A 16775-nucleotide genomic window follows, 5' to 3' on the forward strand; every position below is an offset into this window, starting at 1 on the left:
AAGAAAGTGAGGGAGTAAAAAGGAGGGAGGATGCTACGTGAGGCACTGTGACGTTTTAATAATAGGCGGTGGTATTATTGGCTGTTCTATCGCTTATTACACTTCAAAATACGGAAGAGACGTAACAATTATTGAAAAAGGAGAATTTGTCAGTGGGACGTCTTCACGATGTGACGGAAATATTTTGGCTATTGATAAAGACCCAGGGTTTGATAGTCAAATGTCGTTAGTAAGTCAAAAATTAGTAACTGATTTAAGTGAAGAGTTAGAGCACTCATTTGAATATAGGGCGCCAGGAAGTATTCTCGTATGTGAGTCAGACGAAGAAATGGAAGCAGCGCAGCAATGGGTGAATCGCCAAAAAGAAGCTGGTTTACCGTTTCGAATGCTTGATAGGCAAGATATAAGAGCGGAATCGCCATTTTTTGCAGATGATTTATTAGGTGGGTTAGAATGCGCAACGGATTCGACTGTAAATCCATATCTTCTTGCTTTTTCACTTCTTGCAGAATCGAAGAAATTTGGTACGAAAGCTTTTAATCATACGGAAGTAAAAGAAATGAAAAGAGATATAGACGGTTCATTTATTGTAGAAACGACAAATGGGACGTTTACTGCGAAGCAAGTGGTGAACGCAGCGGGTGTGTGGGCTCCGAAAATCGGACAAATGTTGGATGTAAATATCCCAATTGAACCGAGAAAAGGGCATATTATTGTAGCTTCAAGGCAACAACACGTTGGTTGCCGTAAAGTAATGGAATTTGGTTATTTAATTTCTAAATTTGGCGGACAACGAAAAGTGGATGCTTTAACTGAAAAATATGGGGTAGCCCTTGTATTTGAGCCGACAGAAAGCCAAAATTTTTTAATTGGTAGTAGTAGAGAGTTTGTAGGTTTTCATACGAAGATAAACAACGAGGTTATCAAATGCATTGCGAATAGAGCGATACGTTTTTATCCAAAAATGGCGGATATGATGGTGATTCGTTCCTATGCTGGATTACGCCCGTGGACAGAAGATCATTTGCCGATCATTTCACGTGTGGAACATATCCCGAACTACTTTATAGCGGCAGGGCATGAAGGGGATGGCATTAGTCTTGCTGCAGTTACAGGAAAAGTGATTGAAGAGTTATTAAACGAAAAAGAAACAATCATTCCTATTGAACCACTTCGTTTGAGTCGTTTTACAGAAAGGGTGTTAAACGGATGAGGTCACAAAGAGTATTTACAACGATTGATACACATACGGGAGGGAATCCAACGAGAACAGTGATTAGCGGCCTGCCTAAGTTAATAGGAGAGACGATGGCAGAGAAGATGTTACATATGAAAAAGGAGTATGACTGGATTCGCAAATTGTTAATGAATGAACCGCGTGGTCATGATGTAATGTCAGGAGCACTATTAACAGATCCATGTCATCCTGAAGCAGATATTGGTGTTATATACATAGAGACAGGCGGATATTTACCGATGTGTGGCCACGATACAATTGGAGTATGTACAGCTTTAATTGAATCAGGTTTAATTCCGGTAGTTGAACCGATTACTTCGCTAAAGTTAGATACGCCCGCCGGCTTAGTTGAAGTAAATATTTCTGTTCAAGATGGAAAAGCGAAAGAAGTCTCCTTTTGTAACATTCCAGCTTTTTTACTGAAAAATATTACAGTAGACGTCGAAGACATTGGAACTGTAGAGGCTGATATTGCGTATGGAGGGAATTTTTATGCCATTATCGATGCGAAATCAGTAGGGTTAGAGTTAGTACCAGAAAACGCATCTACAATCATAGATAAGGCAATTCATATAAGAAATATCATTAATGAGAAATTTGAAATCATTCATCCAGAGCATTCGTTTATTAGAGGATTAACCCATGTTGAATTTTATACAGATCCTACTCATGAAAGCGCTCATGTAAAAAATACAGTTGTCGTTCCGCCTGGAGGAATTGATCGTTCTCCATGTGGTACAGGAACATCAGCGAAGTTAGCGGTATTATATGCGAATCAAAAAATTGAGATTGATGAAGAGTTTGTTCATGAGAGTATCGTTGGTTCTTTATTTAAAGGGTGTGTCATAAATACGACAAATGTTGAAAATATTGAAGCGGTCGTAACGAAAATTACAGGTTCAGCTTGGCTTATGGGGATGCATAGATTTTTTTACAATGAAAAGGATCCACTGAAAGAAGGCTTTTTGCTAATTCCGCCGATGGAACATGAAACGGAGGATGTAAAATGAACATTCAAAAAATGTATACAGCAGTAGACGTACACGTAAATGGCGAGGCATTCCGTGTAATAAAAGATGTACCATGCAAGTACTACTACAATTTAGAACAATTAAACGAACAATTTTCAGGTGAATTAGCAGAAGAAATGCAGCTTTTATTAAATGAACCACGTGGTTTTATCGGTTTAAATGGATGTATCGTCGTTCCTTCTATTCATACGGAAGTTGATGCAGCTGTATTGTTTTTTAATCATGAAGGGTCAATACCTCTTCATTACGGAGGTATTGTCGCAGTCATAACGATGTTACTAGAAAGTGGGTATTTAAAAAAGAGAGAGACGAATCAATACAAAATCGAAACGTTATCTGGCATATTTTCAGTCCATGCGTATGTAGAGAATGATGAAGTTGTATCTGTTTCGTTTGAAAGTAAATTATGTTATATGATTGAGAAAAATTTACAAGTTGAAAATATAAGTTACTCTCTCATACAGGCAGATAAAGTATACGCAGTTGTAGAAAAAGATGCGTATTCACCAGAAATTCATATTGAAAACATTTCTGAATTGAAAAAATGGGGAGAAAGTACACTACAAGCTATACAAAAACAGTCGTTAATAAAAAGGCTTATTTTAGTAGATTCTTCGCAAAAAGAAAAGAACAATATAAAGTCGATTACCTTTCATGAAGATAACTTTATCGTACGATCGCCAGGTTTTGTTTCTACTATTGTGTCTTATGTTCACGCGTTATTTAAAAATGATTATATAGCGGATAAACCTTTTATAAATGAAAGTATATGTAATAGTTTTATAACAGTTGAAAAAGTGAAAAAGGAAGAACTGGGTTACATTTTCCGTTTTGAAAGTAGAGGTTTTATTACAGGGATGCAGACGTTTCTATTAGACTCTACAGATCCGTTTCCGACAGGATTTTTATTAAAATAAAATGGTAAAGGGAGAGACAAATATGAAAAAAATTAAAGGGGCATTTCCAGTATTAATCACACCGATGGATGAGTTTCAAGAAATTAATTGGAACGGTGTAAAACAAAATGTAAACTACTTTATTGAGCAAAAAGTGGCTGGCATTATTATAAACGGAAGCACAGGAGAGTTTGTGAGTTTGTCAAAAGAAGAACGATTTAAAATGGTAGAAACAGTATTAAAAGAAGTTGATGGTCGTATTCCAGTTATTGTTGGAACTGCTGCGGAGACGACGAAAGAGACGATTGAATATACGAAACATGCAGAAGCGCATGGAGCGGATTGTGCATTAATTATAAATTCGTATTATTGTAAACCGAAAGAAGAGGAAATATATTTTCATTTTAAAGAAATCTCAAACGCTGTAAATATTCCAATTATGTTATACAATAACCCGTTTACATCTGGTGTTGATATGAGTACAGAACTCATGCTACGTATTGGAAAAGAGTGTGAAAATGTTACACATATTAAAGAATCTAGCGGAGATATTCGAAAAGCAAGAGATTTAGTAAGACAAGGCGAAGGTGCTTTTCAAGTATTCTGTGGATCTGAAGATTTAGTTATGGAATCTTATTTAGTTGGTGCGACGGGCTGGGTTTCAGTAGCAGGTAATATCGTACCGGGACTTGTTACGAAAATGTATGAGCATTTCCAAAATGGTGAATTAGAAAAAGCTTGGGAAATAAACGATGCGATTTTACCTCTTTGTGAGTTTCTTGAAGGGTCCGGAAAATATGTACAAATCGTTAAACGCTCAATGGAATTACACGGGCAAGCTGGAGGGCCTTCTCGCTATCCGAGACTCGGATTAACTGAAGAAGAGGATCAAAAGCTTCAAATGATTATTTCAAAAATTGCAGCTCATGCAGCTGTTTAAATAAGGAGGAGAGCATATATGTTAACGAAAAACATTGAACTAAAACCAAAAGTGAAAGCGTTTTTAAATGAAGAAATTAAAATGTTTATTAATGGTGAATTTGTTCCTTCAATTAGTGGAAAGACATTTGAGACATACAATCCAGCAACTGAAGATGTTTTAGCTGTCGTATGCGAAGCACAAGAAGAAGATATTGATGTCGCAGTAAAAGCGGCAAGATCTGCATTTGAATCAGGACCTTGGGCAGAAATGACTACTGCTGAAAGAGCACATCTTATTTATAAATTAGCAGACTTAATTGAAGAGCATGGAGAAGAATTGGCGCAGTTAGAAGCTTTAGATAACGGGAAACCATATCAAGTAGCACTGGATGATGATATTGCAGCGACTGTAGAAAATTACCGCTATTATGCGGGATGGGCTACGAAAATTATCGGACAAACAATTCCGATTTCAAAAGATTATTTAAATTATACACGCCATGAACCTGTTGGCGTTGTAGGACAAATTATTCCTTGGAATTTTCCGCTCGTTATGTCTTCTTGGAAAATGGGAGCTGCACTAGCGACAGGTTGTACGATCGTATTAAAACCAGCAGAACAAACGCCTTTATCGTTATTATATACAGCGAAACTTTTTAAAGAAGCAGGTTTTCCAAAAGGTGTTGTAAACTTTGTGCCAGGTTTCGGCCCTGAAGCGGGAGCTGCAATTGTAAACCATCATGATATTGATAAAGTAGCCTTCACAGGTTCAACAGTTACAGGAAAATATATTATGCGTCAATCTGCAGAAACAATTAAACATGTAACGTTAGAGCTTGGTGGTAAATCACCAAATATCATTTTAGAAGACGCTGATTTAGAAGAAGCGATTAACGGCGCATTCCAAGGTATTATGTATAATCACGGCCAAAATTGTAGTGCTGGATCTCGCGTGTTCGTTCACCGAAAACATTACGAAACAGTTGTAAATGAACTAGTAAAAATGGCGAATAACGTGAAACTTGGAGCAGGTATGGAGAAGGAAACGGAAATGGGTCCACTCGTATCTAAAAAGCAACAAGAGCGTGTACTACATTACATTGAACAAGGAAAAGCTGAAGGCGCGACTGTTGCTGCTGGTGGTGAACGTGCATTTGAAAAAGGTTATTTTGTACAGCCAACAGTATTCACAGATGTTACGGACGATATGACGATAGTTAAGGAAGAACTCTTCGGTCCTGTTGTCGTTATCCTTCCATTTGATTCAACGGAAGAAGTCATCGAAAGAGCAAATCGTTCGTCATATGGGCTTGCAGCGGGCGTATGGACACAAAATATTAAAACAGGACATCAAGTTGCCAATAAGTTAAAGGCAGGAACAGTATGGATTAATGATTATAACTTAGAAAATGCAGCGGCACCATTTGGTGGGTTTAAACAATCTGGTATCGGCCGTGAGTTAGGTTCATATGCGCTTGATAACTATACAGAAGTGAAGAGTGTTTGGGTAAATATAAAGTAATAGAGAAGTTAACTGTTAATAAATAGAGGAATGAAATAATGAGATAGGCGGACAACTGGAAGATTTAATAATAGTTGTCCGTTTTCTTACATATAAAATAATTTTCAAAAGAATGATAAGGGGGATTTGAATGGATCAATTAGTAGAGTGGTTAGTAGGGCAAGTATGGAGTATAGGCTTAGTTGTTTTCGCATTAGGGGCAGGTGTGTATTTTACAATTGTAACTCGTTTTCTACAAATTCGTTATTTTAAAGAGATGATTAAACTATTATTTGAAGGGAAGAGCTCGGAGACGGGAATTTCATCCTTTCAAGCATTTTGTTTAGCCTTATCAGGTAGGGTCGGAATAGGTAATATTGCAGGGGTTGCAACAGCTATCGCTTTCGGCGGGCCTGGAGCTGTATTTTGGATGTGGGTAATGGCTCTATTAGGAGCAGCTAGTGCATTCGTTGAATCAACATTATCTCAAGTATATAAAAGTAAAGTTGGAAATGAATATCGCGGTGGTACACCATATTTCATTGAAAAAGGCTTGAAAATGAAATGGTTTGCAATCATTGTAGCAGTCGTTGTAACACTTTCATATGGCGTTTTATTACCAGGTATTCAATCTAGTAGTATCGCAGTGGGATTTGAAAACTCTAACGGTATTAGTAAATATATAACGGGTATATTGTTAGTCTTATTATTAGCAGCAATCATTTTTGGTGGCGTAAAGAGAATTGCAGGCGTTTCACAAATGCTTGTTCCATTTATGGCAATTGGATATGTAATTGTTACATGTATCGTATTAATTGCGAATGTAACGGAAATTCCAAGTATGTTTGCTTTAATCTTCTCTAGTGCTTTCGGTATAAATGAAATGTTTGGTGGAATCGTCGGTGCAGCAATTGCATGGGGCGTAAAGCGCGCTGTATTTTCAAATGTAGCTGGCGTTGGAGAAGCGACGTATAGCTCTGCTGCGGCTGAAGTATCTCACCCAGCAAAACAAGGGTTAGTTCAAGCGTTTTCTGTATATATTGATACAATTGTCGTATGTACAGCGACAGCTCTTATGATTTTAATAACAGGTATGTATAATGTTATACCGGAAGGGAAAAGCGCTATTGTAAAAAATATAGGGAATGTTGATGCTGGCCCAATTTATACTCAACAAGCAGTTGAAACTGTTATGACTGGGTTTGGTCCATTATTCATTTCAATCGCAATCTTCTTCTTCGCTTTTACAACTTTACTCGCTTACTACTATATCGCTGAAACGACACTTACTTATTTAGATCGTGAGCTTAAACATAGTTGGTTAAAACCAGTTTTGAAAATTGGATTTTTAATTATGGTTTACATCGGTAGTGTAGAATCAGCATCGCTCTTATGGAATCTTGGAGATTTAGGAATCGGTAGTATGGCATGGTTAAACTTAATCGCGATTCTACTATTAAGCAAAATTGCATTAAAAGTGTTAAAAGATTATGAAGCACAGAAAAAAGAAGGGAAAGATCCAGTGTTTGATCCTAAAAATATAGGGATTGAAGGACTAACTTTTTGGGAAGAAAGAAGTAAAGAGATTGAAAGGAAAAACTATAAAGAACAATCAGTAGTGGATGATAGTCTGAAATTGTAGTTATAATAAACTGAATATTCATTCTTTTTAGGTGGCGTATATTGCCTTCTTTTCATCACATACTACAATAGGTACATATAATTGGAATGGAGGTAATAATAAAATGGCGCACGAACAACATAGTTCAGTAAATGACGTTCTACATCATTATAAAGAAGGTATCGGTAGTTTTACAAACCAAATTCCTGAAATTGCTGAAACATATAATGCATTCACGCAAGCTTGTTTTCAAGAGGGTTCTTTAACAAAAAGGGAAAAACAACTTATCGCATTAGGAATTAGTCTAGCAACGCAAGATGAATATTGTACCGTTTATCATACAAAAGGTTGTCTTGATCAAGGGTGTTCAGATAAAGAAATTCTGGAAGCGTGTGGTGTATCAGCAGCATTTGCTGGTGGAGCTGCAATGAGTCAAGCAGTAACTTTAGTACAAGAGTGTTTAACAGAACTGAAAAATCATAAGCATTGAATAGAAAAGAACGTTTTAAACTTTATGTTTAAAACGTTCTTTTACGTGAGATTAAATTTGAGTATGAAAATTAGCTTGTATGTGATGTAGCAAAGTAAGATTCTTAAATATAGTGGGAATGAGAAACAACTATTTATTTTTAAGATTTTCTAAAAAGTTTCAATTGTTTCATATAATCAATAGCTTTTGTTTTGTTTTTTTGATTACATACATATTTGAATTCATTCTTATCTCGATAATAACTATTCATTATTTCCTTTGTAAGAATTCCATCGGAAATAGCTTTTTTAATTGCGCAATGTGGTTCATTTGTATGAGAGCAGTTAGAAAATTTACAGTTCTTAGATATCGCTTCTATATCCTCATATCCAAGATCAAAGTCGTCCTTATGATGTATTAAGTCAAATCCTATTTTGCTAATGATTAATCCCTCCATCATTCATACATTCTAAAAGTATGCTCTATTTAAATATATATTTCCTTTTAGTATTCTGTTATTCCTTCTTTAAAACTTGGTACAATGAAACAAAAGGGGGATTAATAATGCAAAATTTAGTAATTGAAGAGATTAAGCAAATAAAAGATGAGGTGGAAGAGCTTTCTAACCTTTTGAAAACAGTTGTAGATGATGGGGCGTCAATTGGTTTTTTACCTCCACTGGAACAAAAAGAATCAACGAAGTATTGGCAAACTGTTTTAGCGCCAGAAGTGATATTATATGTCGCTAAAATAAACAATGAATTGGCAGGGAGTATTCAATTACATTTAGTTACAAAGCCTAACGGAATTCATAGAGCCGAGATTTGTAAGTTAATGACTCATCCCAACTTTAGACGTAATGGTATTGGACGTTTACTTATGCAAAAAGCAGAGGAACGAGCGAAGCAAGAAGATAGGTCTCTTTTAGTGTTAGATACGAGAGAAGGAGACCCTTCTAATAGATTGTATAAATCATTAGACTATCAAGAAGTTGGAAAAATACCAGAATACGCGATTTCTCCAAATGGTAATTTAGATGCCACAGTTATTTATTATAAAGTTTTATAAGTTACGATTAAAAAGCTATCATGCTCAAAATAATAAACCACCATTTTTAACACCGTCTATATTTCTCTAGCGGTGTTATTTGAATTTATTTAATGTACAAATTGAATTTGAGAAAGTTTTTAGAGGGTTCTGTTTGTATGGTCTCTCGACTTATAATGGATGTAGAGAAGATGACTAGGCAACTATAGTTATTTTCGCTTTATTATGGGAAAGGGGATGAAGAGATGAAAACGAAAGGTTTACAGAAGGTGAAGAAAGTTATATTAAGTGGTGGCATATTACTTACGGGATTGTTAACTTTCGGTTTTTCAGAAAAAGCTTCAGCTCATGGATATGTTGAATCACCAGCGAGTCGTTCTTATTTATGTAAGCAAGGGGTAAATGTAAACTGCGGACCAATTCAATATGAGCCGCAAAGTGTAGAAGGAATAGGTGGATTCCCGCAATTAGGACCTTCTGATGGACAAATTGCAGGAGCTGGTCATTTCCCTGCTTTAGACGTTCAAACAGTTGATAGGTGGAAGAAAGTTACGTTAAACGGCGGCGCGAATACATTTAAGTGGAAATTAACCGCACCTCATAGTACGAAAGAATGGAAATACTATATTACGAAAAAAGATTGGAATCCAAATAAACCTTTAACAAGATCTGATTTAGATTTAGTACCATTCTATGTAAAAAATGATGGTGGAGCTAGACCAGGAACTTCGGTAACACATGAAGCAAACGTACCAACTGATAGAAATGGATATCACCTTATTTTAGCTGTGTGGGAAATCGCAGATACTGGAAATGCATTTTATCAAGTTATAGATGTTAACCTTGTAAATAATGGTTTGGCATCGAATTTTCCGCTAAATCATGTAGTGCAAGCTCCTAGCTTATTTTAAATAAAGTGAAACTTTAATCAGTGGGGGTCTTACTGCACATTAAAGCGGGATAAAATATACATTTCGATCATCTAATTCATTTTAGATGATCTTTTTTACGAAAAACGATGAAAAATATAGAAGAAAGTGCAATTATTTATAAAAAATTATGCTTTAAATATTGTCATATTTGCTTCTTTAAGATATCCTTTTCATGAAGAGGTGGAAAACATGGAAAAAGTACTAGTTTTCGGGCATAAAAACCCAGATACAGATGCAATTTGTTCTGCAATTGCTTATGCAGAATTGAAAAAAGAATTAGGAATGAATGCTGAGCCTGTACGTTTAGGCGAAATCAGCGGTGAAACTCAATTTGCGTTAGACTATTTTAAAGTAGAAGGACCGCGTTTTGTTGAGACAGTTGCAAACGAAGTGGACAACGTTATTTTAGTTGACCATAACGAGCGTCAACAAAGTGCTAACGATATCGAATCTGTTCGTGTGTTAGAAGTTATTGACCATCACCGTATTGCTAACTTTGAAACAAGCGATCCTATTTACTACCGTTGTGAGCCAGTTGGTTGTACAGCTACAATTTTAAACAAGATGTACAAAGAAAACGGCATTACAATTCGTAAAGAAGTTGCAGGTTTAATGTTATCTGCAATCATTTCAGATTCTTTACTATTCAAATCTCCAACTTGCACAGAGCAGGACGTAGCAGCAGCTCGTGAATTAGCGGAAATCGCTGGTGTAGATGCTGATAACTACGGCTTAGAAATGTTAAAAGCTGGTGCTGACTTAAGCGGAAAAACAATGGAGCAATTAATCTCTCTTGACGCTAAAGAATTCCAAATGGGTAATGCGAAAGTTGAAATCGCACAAGTAAACGCTGTTGATACGAACGACGTTCTTGTACACCAAGTAGAACTTGAAAAAGTTATCTCTGCAGTAGTAGAAGAAAAAGGTTTAGACCTATTCTTATTTGTTGTAACTGATATCTTAACAAACGATTCTGTCGGTCTTGCAATCGGTAAAGCAGCAAACGTTGTTGAGAAAGCATACAACGTATCTCTAGAAAATAACACTGCTACATTAAAAGGTGTAGTATCTCGTAAAAAACAAATCGTACCAGTATTAACAGAAGCATTCCAAGCTTAATTTTATTGAGTACAGATAGAAAAAGACAAGTAGTCGGATTGGCTACTTGTCTTTTTCTATCTGCATAAAACAGAAAATTCAAATTTTTACAGGGGGGGTTGTGTATGCTTAATGAATTCGAAAGTAAATTACAGTCACTTTTAGAGCGAAATATTACTTCTGTTTTAGAATTAGAAAGTTGGCTTTTCGATGAACTGCGTGTAACCGCTGAAGTAGAAGAGGAGATAACAAGTAGTTTAATCGCCACGTATAGAGATACAGATGACAGAAATATGCGTGATTTACATTTGTATAATCAAAATATAATTCAACCACTTTTAAAAAGATACACTGCAAAATTTGACGAGAAATTTAGAGAATGTCCGTTTTCTGACTTATTAGATGAGCAGAAATATGGATTTATGAAAAAAGCAAGATTTGTGAAGAGTAGAATGTTTAATGAAGAAAATCTTGCTCTTTCTATTAAAGAGCAAGAGCTTATTACGAAGTATAGAGAAATAATGTCTAACATAACAATTAATTGGGAGGGAGAGCAAAAGACGTATGCATACGTTAAAGCACAGCTAGATACCTCTAATAGAGCTATTCGTGAAAAAGCTTGGTACGCTTTATGTGAAGCAAGAAGTGCAGTGAAAATGGAAATAGATTGTATTATGAATGAGCTCGTACAATTACGGAATGAGATCGCTTTAAATGCAGGATTTCATAATTATAGTGAATATGCTTTTAAACAAAAAAATAGAGATTATAGTATTGAAGATTGCTATAAGCTCCATGAATCTATAGAAAAGTATGTTGTACCGATTTGGAAAAAATTAGGTAGTATTTCTAAAAAGAATCTCGGTGTAAAAACGTATCGCCCTTGGGATCTTACTCCATGTAATATATCAAAAGCTCCATTTCAAAATGCCATTGATTTATTGGATGGGGTGGAAGAAATATTTCGGAAGACAGATTTATATTTTTATGAGGAATTTATCCATATACGAAAAGCGGGATTAATTGATGTAGAAGAACGTGAAAATAAAGCACCAGGAGCTGCTTGTTTTACCTTGCCTCATAGTAAAGAGGTTTTTGTGTATTCTAATTTTAGTCCATCATTTTATGCGATTAACGCGCTCATACATGAAGTGGGACATGCATTTCATTTTTATAAACAATTTAAAAATGATAGTAGCATGCAGGAAAGGTATCTTTGTGAAGAGGTGGCTGAGCTTTATTCCCTCAGTCTTGAGTTACTAGTAATGGAAAAGCTTAATATCTTTTACAAGCAAGAAGAAGAATATAAAGAAGTGCAGCGCGTACAATTATATCGTACTTTGTCTTTATTAATATCGTCAATTGCAGGAGATGTATTCCAGCATTGGATCTATACAAATCCAAACCATACACCAGAAGAGCGTGATAAGAAATACGCCGAACTATGCAAAAGGTATCAATATTCATCAGTCGATATTGACGGATTAGAGGATGAAATTGGTTCGAGTTGGTTAGAGTCATTTCACTTTGTTCAGTTTCCTTTTTATAAAATTGAATATGCAATTGCGCAAATAGGAGCAATGCAATTGTTTCAAATTTATCGAGAGGATCCAGAAAAAGCGATTACTTTCTTTAAAGAGGGAGCGAGTGCAGACTGGAACCTACATATACAAGAAATATATGAAAAAACAGGTGTCACGTTTGATTTTTCGGAAGAAAGGATAGAAAGTACTGCTAGTGTAATTGTTGATCTGATTAATGAATTAAAATAAGGATAGCATTAGCTATCCTTATAGCTGTTTGTTCGTAGATTTTTTCTTGTTTATATAAAATGTAATAATAGCTGTAATGAGAAAAATAGGTATAGCATACGCTTGCCCAACAAACAACTTCCAGCCCACATGATTATAACCTTGAGATGCTGGAGCAATCATAGCGATTACGCAAACAATAATATAGAGTACTAGTGCAGGGAGTATATTTTTCACTTGTTCACCTCCTTCTAAAGATAAAATATTTTATCATTCATATATTTTAATTAATATTAAGATCCTTGAAAAGTAAATGTACCATTATTTGTAGTATTATAATATTTACAAAAAGTGTACTATGTTTAAATAGGGCAATGGGATTTCAAATCTTAAAAAAGTGAATTATAAGTAAAAAACGATGGTTTTATGGTAAAAGATGTATTTTTTATTTTTAATATCATTATATAGCATGTTGAGAGAAAAATGTGTAAAATAGTTAACTTTACTTATGCAAGAGAAGAGGTAAGAGATAAATGAAAAGGTTATGCATAATTCCATGCGGAAAGAAGAAAATTTGGGATAAGTATCCGGATTACGGGCCTATGGAGGCAAAAGATGTATATATTAGCCCGTTCGGAAAAGCGTGTCAGGCGTATGCAACGATGTTTTTTGAGAATTGGGTTATATTATCGGCGAAGCATGGATTTTTAAGGCCAAATGATATTGTACTAGAAAACTATGATCTTGCTTTTAATTCAAAGAGTGATGAGATTATTAGTATGGAACAATTAAAACAACAAATGATTGAAAAAGACTTGCTTCAGTTTGATGAAATCGTTTTACTTGCAGGCAATAAGCATAAGAAAGTAGTAACACAATTATATCCAGAAGGAATCATAACGTATCCGTTAGCAGGTTGTAAAGGGATTGGGTATATGTTGCAGAGGTTAAAAGGGGCAGTGAAGGAAGAGAAGGAAATATAAGTATAGTTTTCGGTTACCATGATCTTAAACTTTATTTAGGGAGCTAAAACGTAAAATAGAGTTTTTAAGCATCGCCAAAAAGGTGATGCTTTTTGTTCGTGTCACCATTCAAGTTAATGCAATTTAGAGAACGAAGCATCAGATTTGTGAAGTGACATTACTTTTCATTCCGCTATTTGCGGACAGTAAGACCCCCACTTCAAAATTCAGCGGAAGAAAAGAAGTTAGGTGGGGGTTGGGCTGCCCGTAAAAGCCCGATTGGTTCAACTAATAATCAGTGGGGGATGAACAAAACCCCTACTGATTATTAGTTGAACTTTATATTGAAAACGATTTGCCTTCACCTTTAGAAAATGTAGGACGTATGGGGACAGTTAAGATTGTAAGAGGGAATAGCAATAAGACAAGTTTTGAATATGATATTAAGAAAGGAGATGTTGATAAATAATGGCCAGGTATAGTTTGCACGGAGGACACAATAGTATTGTTCAAGGGGCTAATTTTGGGAATCGGAAAGAACACGTTCTAGATAGGCAAGTTAAAGATGCTGTGGCGACTAAGTTAAGATCCCTAGGACACACGGTTTATGACGATACGGATGAGGTAGGGACAACTCAATCACAAAATTTAAATAATATCATTCGGAATAGCAATTCCCATGCTGTGGATTTAGTTATTTCTTTTCATCTTAATGCAAGTGATGGAAATGGACAGGGTGTTGAGGTTTTGTATTATGATCAGAAAGATTTGGCGGCTAAAATATCAGCTCAACTAGCAAAAGATATTGGATGGCGTGATCGAGGTGCGAAACAACGTACAGATTTAGCGGTATTAAATGGAACGAAGGCACCGGCTATTCTTATTGAATTAGGTTTTATTGATAATGAATCCGACATGGCAAAATGGAATGTTGATAAAATCGCTAATTCTATTGTATTTGCTCTTACAGGACAAACTGGAGGAGGTGCACCGGACTTGCTCAAAGTAAAAACTGGTGGTGTAGCATTTAGCAATTTACAAGCTTTGGCTCAGGCGATGGTTGATGCGGGTATTGATGGACAAATTGTCGTTCAGAAAGATGGCATTGGTTATGCTATAACGAATGGCTATCCGTCCGGAAATATCGATAAATTTACAGCTTGGTTAGATGCACGTAAATGGTACTATGAGTACTTGAGATAAAACGAAAACTAGTTTGATTAAAAACTAAAAATTGTCTTATTCTTAGTTAACAAGTATATTAAGTAATTAATAATTATGTAACTGTAAATATGAATAATGTATATGTAAAGTAGTACACAAAACCACCTGTCAGAAAGGTGGTTTTGTGTATCCCGCTTTAATGGGCAGTAAAATTCATACCTCAAAATTTGGATGAAGCTAAGAAATTAGCTGGGAATTGCACTGTTTGTAGCCTCCTACTGATTATAGTTTAGAACTTTGTAAGTCTTTACTTATTAAACCCGTAATAATATTTTATTTTCTCAATACATAAGCCGAATTTTAAATTATTACTAAATAATACAATACATCTCATACTATTTATTAGATGATAATAGCAAAAAAACAAGCTTTGAATATAATAACGAAAAAGGAGATGTTAAATAATGGGTTACATTGTAGATATTTCGAAATGGAATGGCAACATTAATTGGGATATCGCGGCTCCACAATTAGATTTTGTAATTGCACGTGTGCAAGATGGTTCAAATTATGTAGATCCTTTATATAAAAATTATGTACAAGCAATGAAAGTAAGAAATATTCCGTTTGGTAATTATGCGTTCTGTCGTTTCGTTTCAGTAGAGGATGCACGGATAGAGGCGAGAGACTTTTGGAACCGTGGTGATAAAAATGCGACAGTTTGGGTAGCTGATGTAGAAGTAAAAACAATGAACGATATGAGAGCAGGTACACAAGCCTTTATTGATGAATTACGAAGATTAGGAGCTAAGAAAGTCGGTTTATACATCGCTCATCATATGTATGCTCCATTTGGAATGGCAAATGTCAATTGTGATTTTGTATGGATTCCTCGTTATGGTGGTAACAAACCAGCCTACCCATGTGATATTTGGCAATACACAGAAACAGGGAATGTAGCCGGCATAGGAAAATGTGATTTAAATAAGTTAATGGGAAATAAACCGTTAGTTTGGTTTACTAATCAAACTGTTGAACAATCGACAAAACAAGAAGGAGTTGGAATTATAGTGAATAAATTTAGTAAAGTTGTTACGTATGAATTTGGTACAGCGTTAGTAGTAGAAATGTTAGGAATGATGGATGCTCTTGGGTATGAATCTCGTATTATCTCATATGGAGATAAACAAGGATTAGTTAGATTTGAAACAGCATATCGCCAAGGGAATGAATTAGATCGAGCGACAGCGTGGTTAGATGCTAAAGGACTTAAATATTTTTATACACAAGAATAGTTTGCTAAATAAAAAGCCGTCATGTGACGGTTTTTTATTTTTATGTAATCTTTTAACTCTACTTATAATATGGAGAAAATAGACTAACAAACAAGCCATTGTATACTTTCAAACATAGAATATGGTGCATTCTATCAAGGAGGAAGCATATTTATGAGAAATACTTGTCATTGTGGACATTTTCAAGATTGTAATAAATTTTGGGATGATTTGATGTTTGGGAGATATAGATGTAAACGCAATGATTTTCACGAGTGTTGTTGCAAAGAGAAACCGAAGTGTGAGTGTGAAAAATGTCATTGTAAAACAAAAGCGAAATGCCATTGTAGGCATGAAGAGTAAGGATATTAATAATAAAAAAGAGTACGATACGTACTCTTTTTGGGGGTAATTATATTCCATCTTGAACAGATTTCTTTACAATTAACCATGTGTCTTTCTTTTTAATCGTTATAGCTACATTAGTTCCATTAGATTCCTTATAAAAAATATATCCATTGTTTGAGTTTACATATGTGACTGGTTCGCCTATGCAATCTCGCGAGCAGGATTTGTTGACTAGTTCAATTAGGGATAGTTCGCTTGGATCTGTTTTACTTGCTTCTATAACAGCATCAAGACTTGTTTTTTGATAACCTTGCAAGTTTATATGAAAAAGCTGCTCTATTTCTCCTGTAATGCTAGTATGCATTACTTCTACTGAATTCTTTTTTTCTTGAAGAAATCCGTTTTCATAAAGTAATTTTGTATATCCAATCCATGCTATTAATACTAGCATGAAAAATATACCCGTCATTTTAAGCATTCGTAGTCGTTTACTTACAATAGTTTCTGAGTATTTCATTCAGTC

Annotated in this window: 18 protein-coding genes; 15 read left to right on the forward strand and 3 right to left on the reverse strand. The window is 35.2% G+C overall.

Annotated features, from left to right (window positions below; all coding sequences use genetic code 11):
• Nucleotides 1-37 precede the first annotated feature (37 nt).
• The 7 genes from ACTFRS_RS04210 to ACTFRS_RS04240 all read left to right on the forward strand — a co-directional run bounded on the left by ACTFRS_RS04210 (nucleotide 38) and on the right by ACTFRS_RS04240 (nucleotide 7697).
• On the forward strand, nucleotides 38-1213 hold the full coding sequence (locus tag ACTFRS_RS04210) for an NAD(P)/FAD-dependent oxidoreductase (RefSeq protein WP_139865845.1): 1176 nt from the start codon (nucleotides 38-40) through the stop codon (nucleotides 1211-1213).
• A complete protein-coding gene (locus tag ACTFRS_RS04215; RefSeq protein ID WP_139865844.1) occupies nucleotides 1210-2247 on the forward strand; it encodes a proline racemase family protein in 1038 nt (345 codons plus the stop codon). The genes ACTFRS_RS04210 and ACTFRS_RS04215 overlap by 4 nt, the downstream gene beginning before the upstream one ends.
• On the forward strand, nucleotides 2244-3185 hold the full coding sequence (locus ACTFRS_RS04220) for a proline racemase family protein (RefSeq protein WP_431084659.1): 942 nt from the start codon (nucleotides 2244-2246) through the stop codon (nucleotides 3183-3185). The genes ACTFRS_RS04215 and ACTFRS_RS04220 overlap by 4 nt, the downstream gene beginning before the upstream one ends.
• Before the next feature lies 1 nt (nucleotide 3186).
• The gene (gene dapA / locus ACTFRS_RS04225; protein WP_242293356.1) at nucleotides 3187-4104 is read left to right on the forward strand and encodes a 4-hydroxy-tetrahydrodipicolinate synthase; all 918 of its coding nucleotides are present in this window, start codon (nucleotides 3187-3189) and stop codon (nucleotides 4102-4104) included.
• Between the two features lie 18 nt (nucleotides 4105-4122).
• A complete protein-coding gene (locus tag ACTFRS_RS04230; RefSeq protein WP_242293357.1) occupies nucleotides 4123-5607 on the forward strand; it encodes an aldehyde dehydrogenase family protein in 1485 nt (494 codons plus the stop codon).
• A gap of 130 nt (nucleotides 5608-5737) precedes the next feature.
• Complete coding sequence (locus ACTFRS_RS04235) at nucleotides 5738-7228, forward strand: alanine/glycine:cation symporter family protein (RefSeq protein ID WP_139865840.1); 1491 nt, start codon at nucleotides 5738-5740, stop codon at nucleotides 7226-7228.
• A 31-nt stretch (nucleotides 7229-7259) separates the two neighbouring features.
• Nucleotides 7260-7697 carry a carboxymuconolactone decarboxylase family protein gene (locus ACTFRS_RS04240; protein ID WP_011040414.1) on the forward strand — a complete coding sequence of 146 codons (438 nt, stop codon included), beginning with the start codon at nucleotides 7260-7262 and terminating at the stop codon, nucleotides 7695-7697.
• A gap of 139 nt (nucleotides 7698-7836) precedes the next feature.
• Here ACTFRS_RS04240 and ACTFRS_RS04245 read toward each other — a convergent pair whose 3' ends face one another.
• Nucleotides 7837-8133, reverse strand: coding sequence for a hypothetical protein (locus ACTFRS_RS04245; RefSeq protein WP_000398675.1), 297 nt, complete (start codon nucleotides 8131-8133; stop codon nucleotides 7837-7839).
• A 107-nt stretch (nucleotides 8134-8240) separates the two neighbouring features.
• On the opposite strand from ACTFRS_RS04245, the gene ACTFRS_RS04250 reads away from it, so the two are divergent.
• From ACTFRS_RS04250 to ACTFRS_RS04265, 4 genes are all read left to right on the forward strand, one after another.
• Nucleotides 8241-8744, forward strand: a complete 504-nt coding sequence (locus ACTFRS_RS04250; protein ID WP_016717707.1) for a GNAT family N-acetyltransferase — start codon at nucleotides 8241-8243, stop codon at nucleotides 8742-8744.
• Between the two features lie 224 nt (nucleotides 8745-8968).
• Complete coding sequence (locus ACTFRS_RS04255; protein WP_242293359.1) at nucleotides 8969-9634, forward strand: lytic polysaccharide monooxygenase; 666 nt, start codon at nucleotides 8969-8971, stop codon at nucleotides 9632-9634.
• A gap of 210 nt (nucleotides 9635-9844) precedes the next feature.
• Nucleotides 9845-10774, forward strand: coding sequence for a manganese-dependent inorganic pyrophosphatase (gene ppaC / locus ACTFRS_RS04260; protein WP_242293360.1), 930 nt, complete (start codon nucleotides 9845-9847; stop codon nucleotides 10772-10774).
• Nucleotides 10775-10878: 104 nt separating this feature from the next.
• Nucleotides 10879-12525 carry a M3 family oligoendopeptidase gene (locus tag ACTFRS_RS04265; RefSeq protein WP_440024170.1) on the forward strand — a complete coding sequence of 549 codons (1647 nt, stop codon included), beginning with the start codon at nucleotides 10879-10881 and terminating at the stop codon, nucleotides 12523-12525.
• 18 nt (nucleotides 12526-12543) lie between these two features.
• On the opposite strand, the gene ACTFRS_RS04270 is transcribed toward ACTFRS_RS04265, so the two are convergent.
• The gene (locus ACTFRS_RS04270) at nucleotides 12544-12741 is read right to left on the reverse strand and encodes a DUF4017 family protein (protein ID WP_000789868.1); all 198 of its coding nucleotides are present in this window, start codon (nucleotides 12739-12741) and stop codon (nucleotides 12544-12546) included.
• Between the two features lie 296 nt (nucleotides 12742-13037).
• Here ACTFRS_RS04270 and ACTFRS_RS04275 point away from each other — a divergent pair, with 296 nt between their 5' ends.
• From ACTFRS_RS04275 to ACTFRS_RS04290, 4 genes are all read left to right on the forward strand, one after another.
• On the forward strand, nucleotides 13038-13487 hold the full coding sequence (locus ACTFRS_RS04275; RefSeq protein ID WP_139865835.1) for a DUF6884 domain-containing protein: 450 nt from the start codon (nucleotides 13038-13040) through the stop codon (nucleotides 13485-13487).
• A 447-nt stretch (nucleotides 13488-13934) separates the two neighbouring features.
• On the forward strand, nucleotides 13935-14669 hold the full coding sequence (locus tag ACTFRS_RS04280; protein ID WP_242293362.1) for an N-acetylmuramoyl-L-alanine amidase: 735 nt from the start codon (nucleotides 13935-13937) through the stop codon (nucleotides 14667-14669).
• 425 nt (nucleotides 14670-15094) lie between these two features.
• Nucleotides 15095-15925, forward strand: a complete 831-nt coding sequence (locus tag ACTFRS_RS04285) for a GH25 family lysozyme (protein WP_139865833.1) — start codon at nucleotides 15095-15097, stop codon at nucleotides 15923-15925.
• A gap of 217 nt (nucleotides 15926-16142) precedes the next feature.
• Entirely contained in the window at nucleotides 16143-16316 is a 174-nt protein-coding gene (locus tag ACTFRS_RS04290; RefSeq protein ID WP_167496954.1) for a hypothetical protein, read from the forward strand.
• Here the strand turns inward: ACTFRS_RS04290 and ACTFRS_RS04295 are convergent, their stop codons facing one another.
• Nucleotides 16317-16769: a hypothetical protein gene (locus tag ACTFRS_RS04295; RefSeq protein WP_440024167.1), complete on the reverse strand. Its 453-nt coding sequence runs from the start codon at nucleotides 16767-16769 to the stop codon at nucleotides 16317-16319.
• Nucleotides 16770-16775: the final 6 nt, after the last annotated feature.

The organism is Bacillus cereus group sp. MYBK139-1 (assembly GCF_051916915.1).
Taxonomy (GTDB): domain Bacteria; phylum Bacillota; class Bacilli; order Bacillales; family Bacillaceae_G; genus Bacillus_A; species Bacillus_A pacificus.

Coding starts and splice junctions, on each gene's coding strand:
- ACTFRS_RS04280 (WP_242293362.1), top strand. CDS start 13,935: ATGGCCAGGTATAGTTTGCACGGAGGACACAATAGTATTGTTCAAGGG.
- ACTFRS_RS04275 (WP_139865835.1), top strand. CDS start 13,038: ATGAAAAGGTTATGCATAATTCCATGCGGAAAGAAGAAAATTTGGGAT.
- ACTFRS_RS04295 (WP_440024167.1), bottom strand. CDS start 16,769: ATGAAATACTCAGAAACTATTGTAAGTAAACGACTACGAATGCTTAAA.
- dapA (WP_242293356.1), top strand. CDS start 3,187: ATGGTAAAGGGAGAGACAAATATGAAAAAAATTAAAGGGGCATTTCCA.
- ppaC (WP_242293360.1), top strand. CDS start 9,845: ATGGAAAAAGTACTAGTTTTCGGGCATAAAAACCCAGATACAGATGCA.
- ACTFRS_RS04220 (WP_431084659.1), top strand. CDS start 2,244: ATGAACATTCAAAAAATGTATACAGCAGTAGACGTACACGTAAATGGC.
- ACTFRS_RS04235 (WP_139865840.1), top strand. CDS start 5,738: ATGGATCAATTAGTAGAGTGGTTAGTAGGGCAAGTATGGAGTATAGGC.
- ACTFRS_RS04230 (WP_242293357.1), top strand. CDS start 4,123: ATGTTAACGAAAAACATTGAACTAAAACCAAAAGTGAAAGCGTTTTTA.
- ACTFRS_RS04245 (WP_000398675.1), bottom strand. CDS start 8,133: ATGGAGGGATTAATCATTAGCAAAATAGGATTTGACTTAATACATCAT.
- ACTFRS_RS04255 (WP_242293359.1), top strand. CDS start 8,969: ATGAAAACGAAAGGTTTACAGAAGGTGAAGAAAGTTATATTAAGTGGT.
- ACTFRS_RS04285 (WP_139865833.1), top strand. CDS start 15,095: ATGGGTTACATTGTAGATATTTCGAAATGGAATGGCAACATTAATTGG.
- ACTFRS_RS04265 (WP_440024170.1), top strand. CDS start 10,879: ATGCTTAATGAATTCGAAAGTAAATTACAGTCACTTTTAGAGCGAAAT.
- ACTFRS_RS04215 (WP_139865844.1), top strand. CDS start 1,210: ATGAGGTCACAAAGAGTATTTACAACGATTGATACACATACGGGAGGG.
- ACTFRS_RS04250 (WP_016717707.1), top strand. CDS start 8,241: ATGCAAAATTTAGTAATTGAAGAGATTAAGCAAATAAAAGATGAGGTG.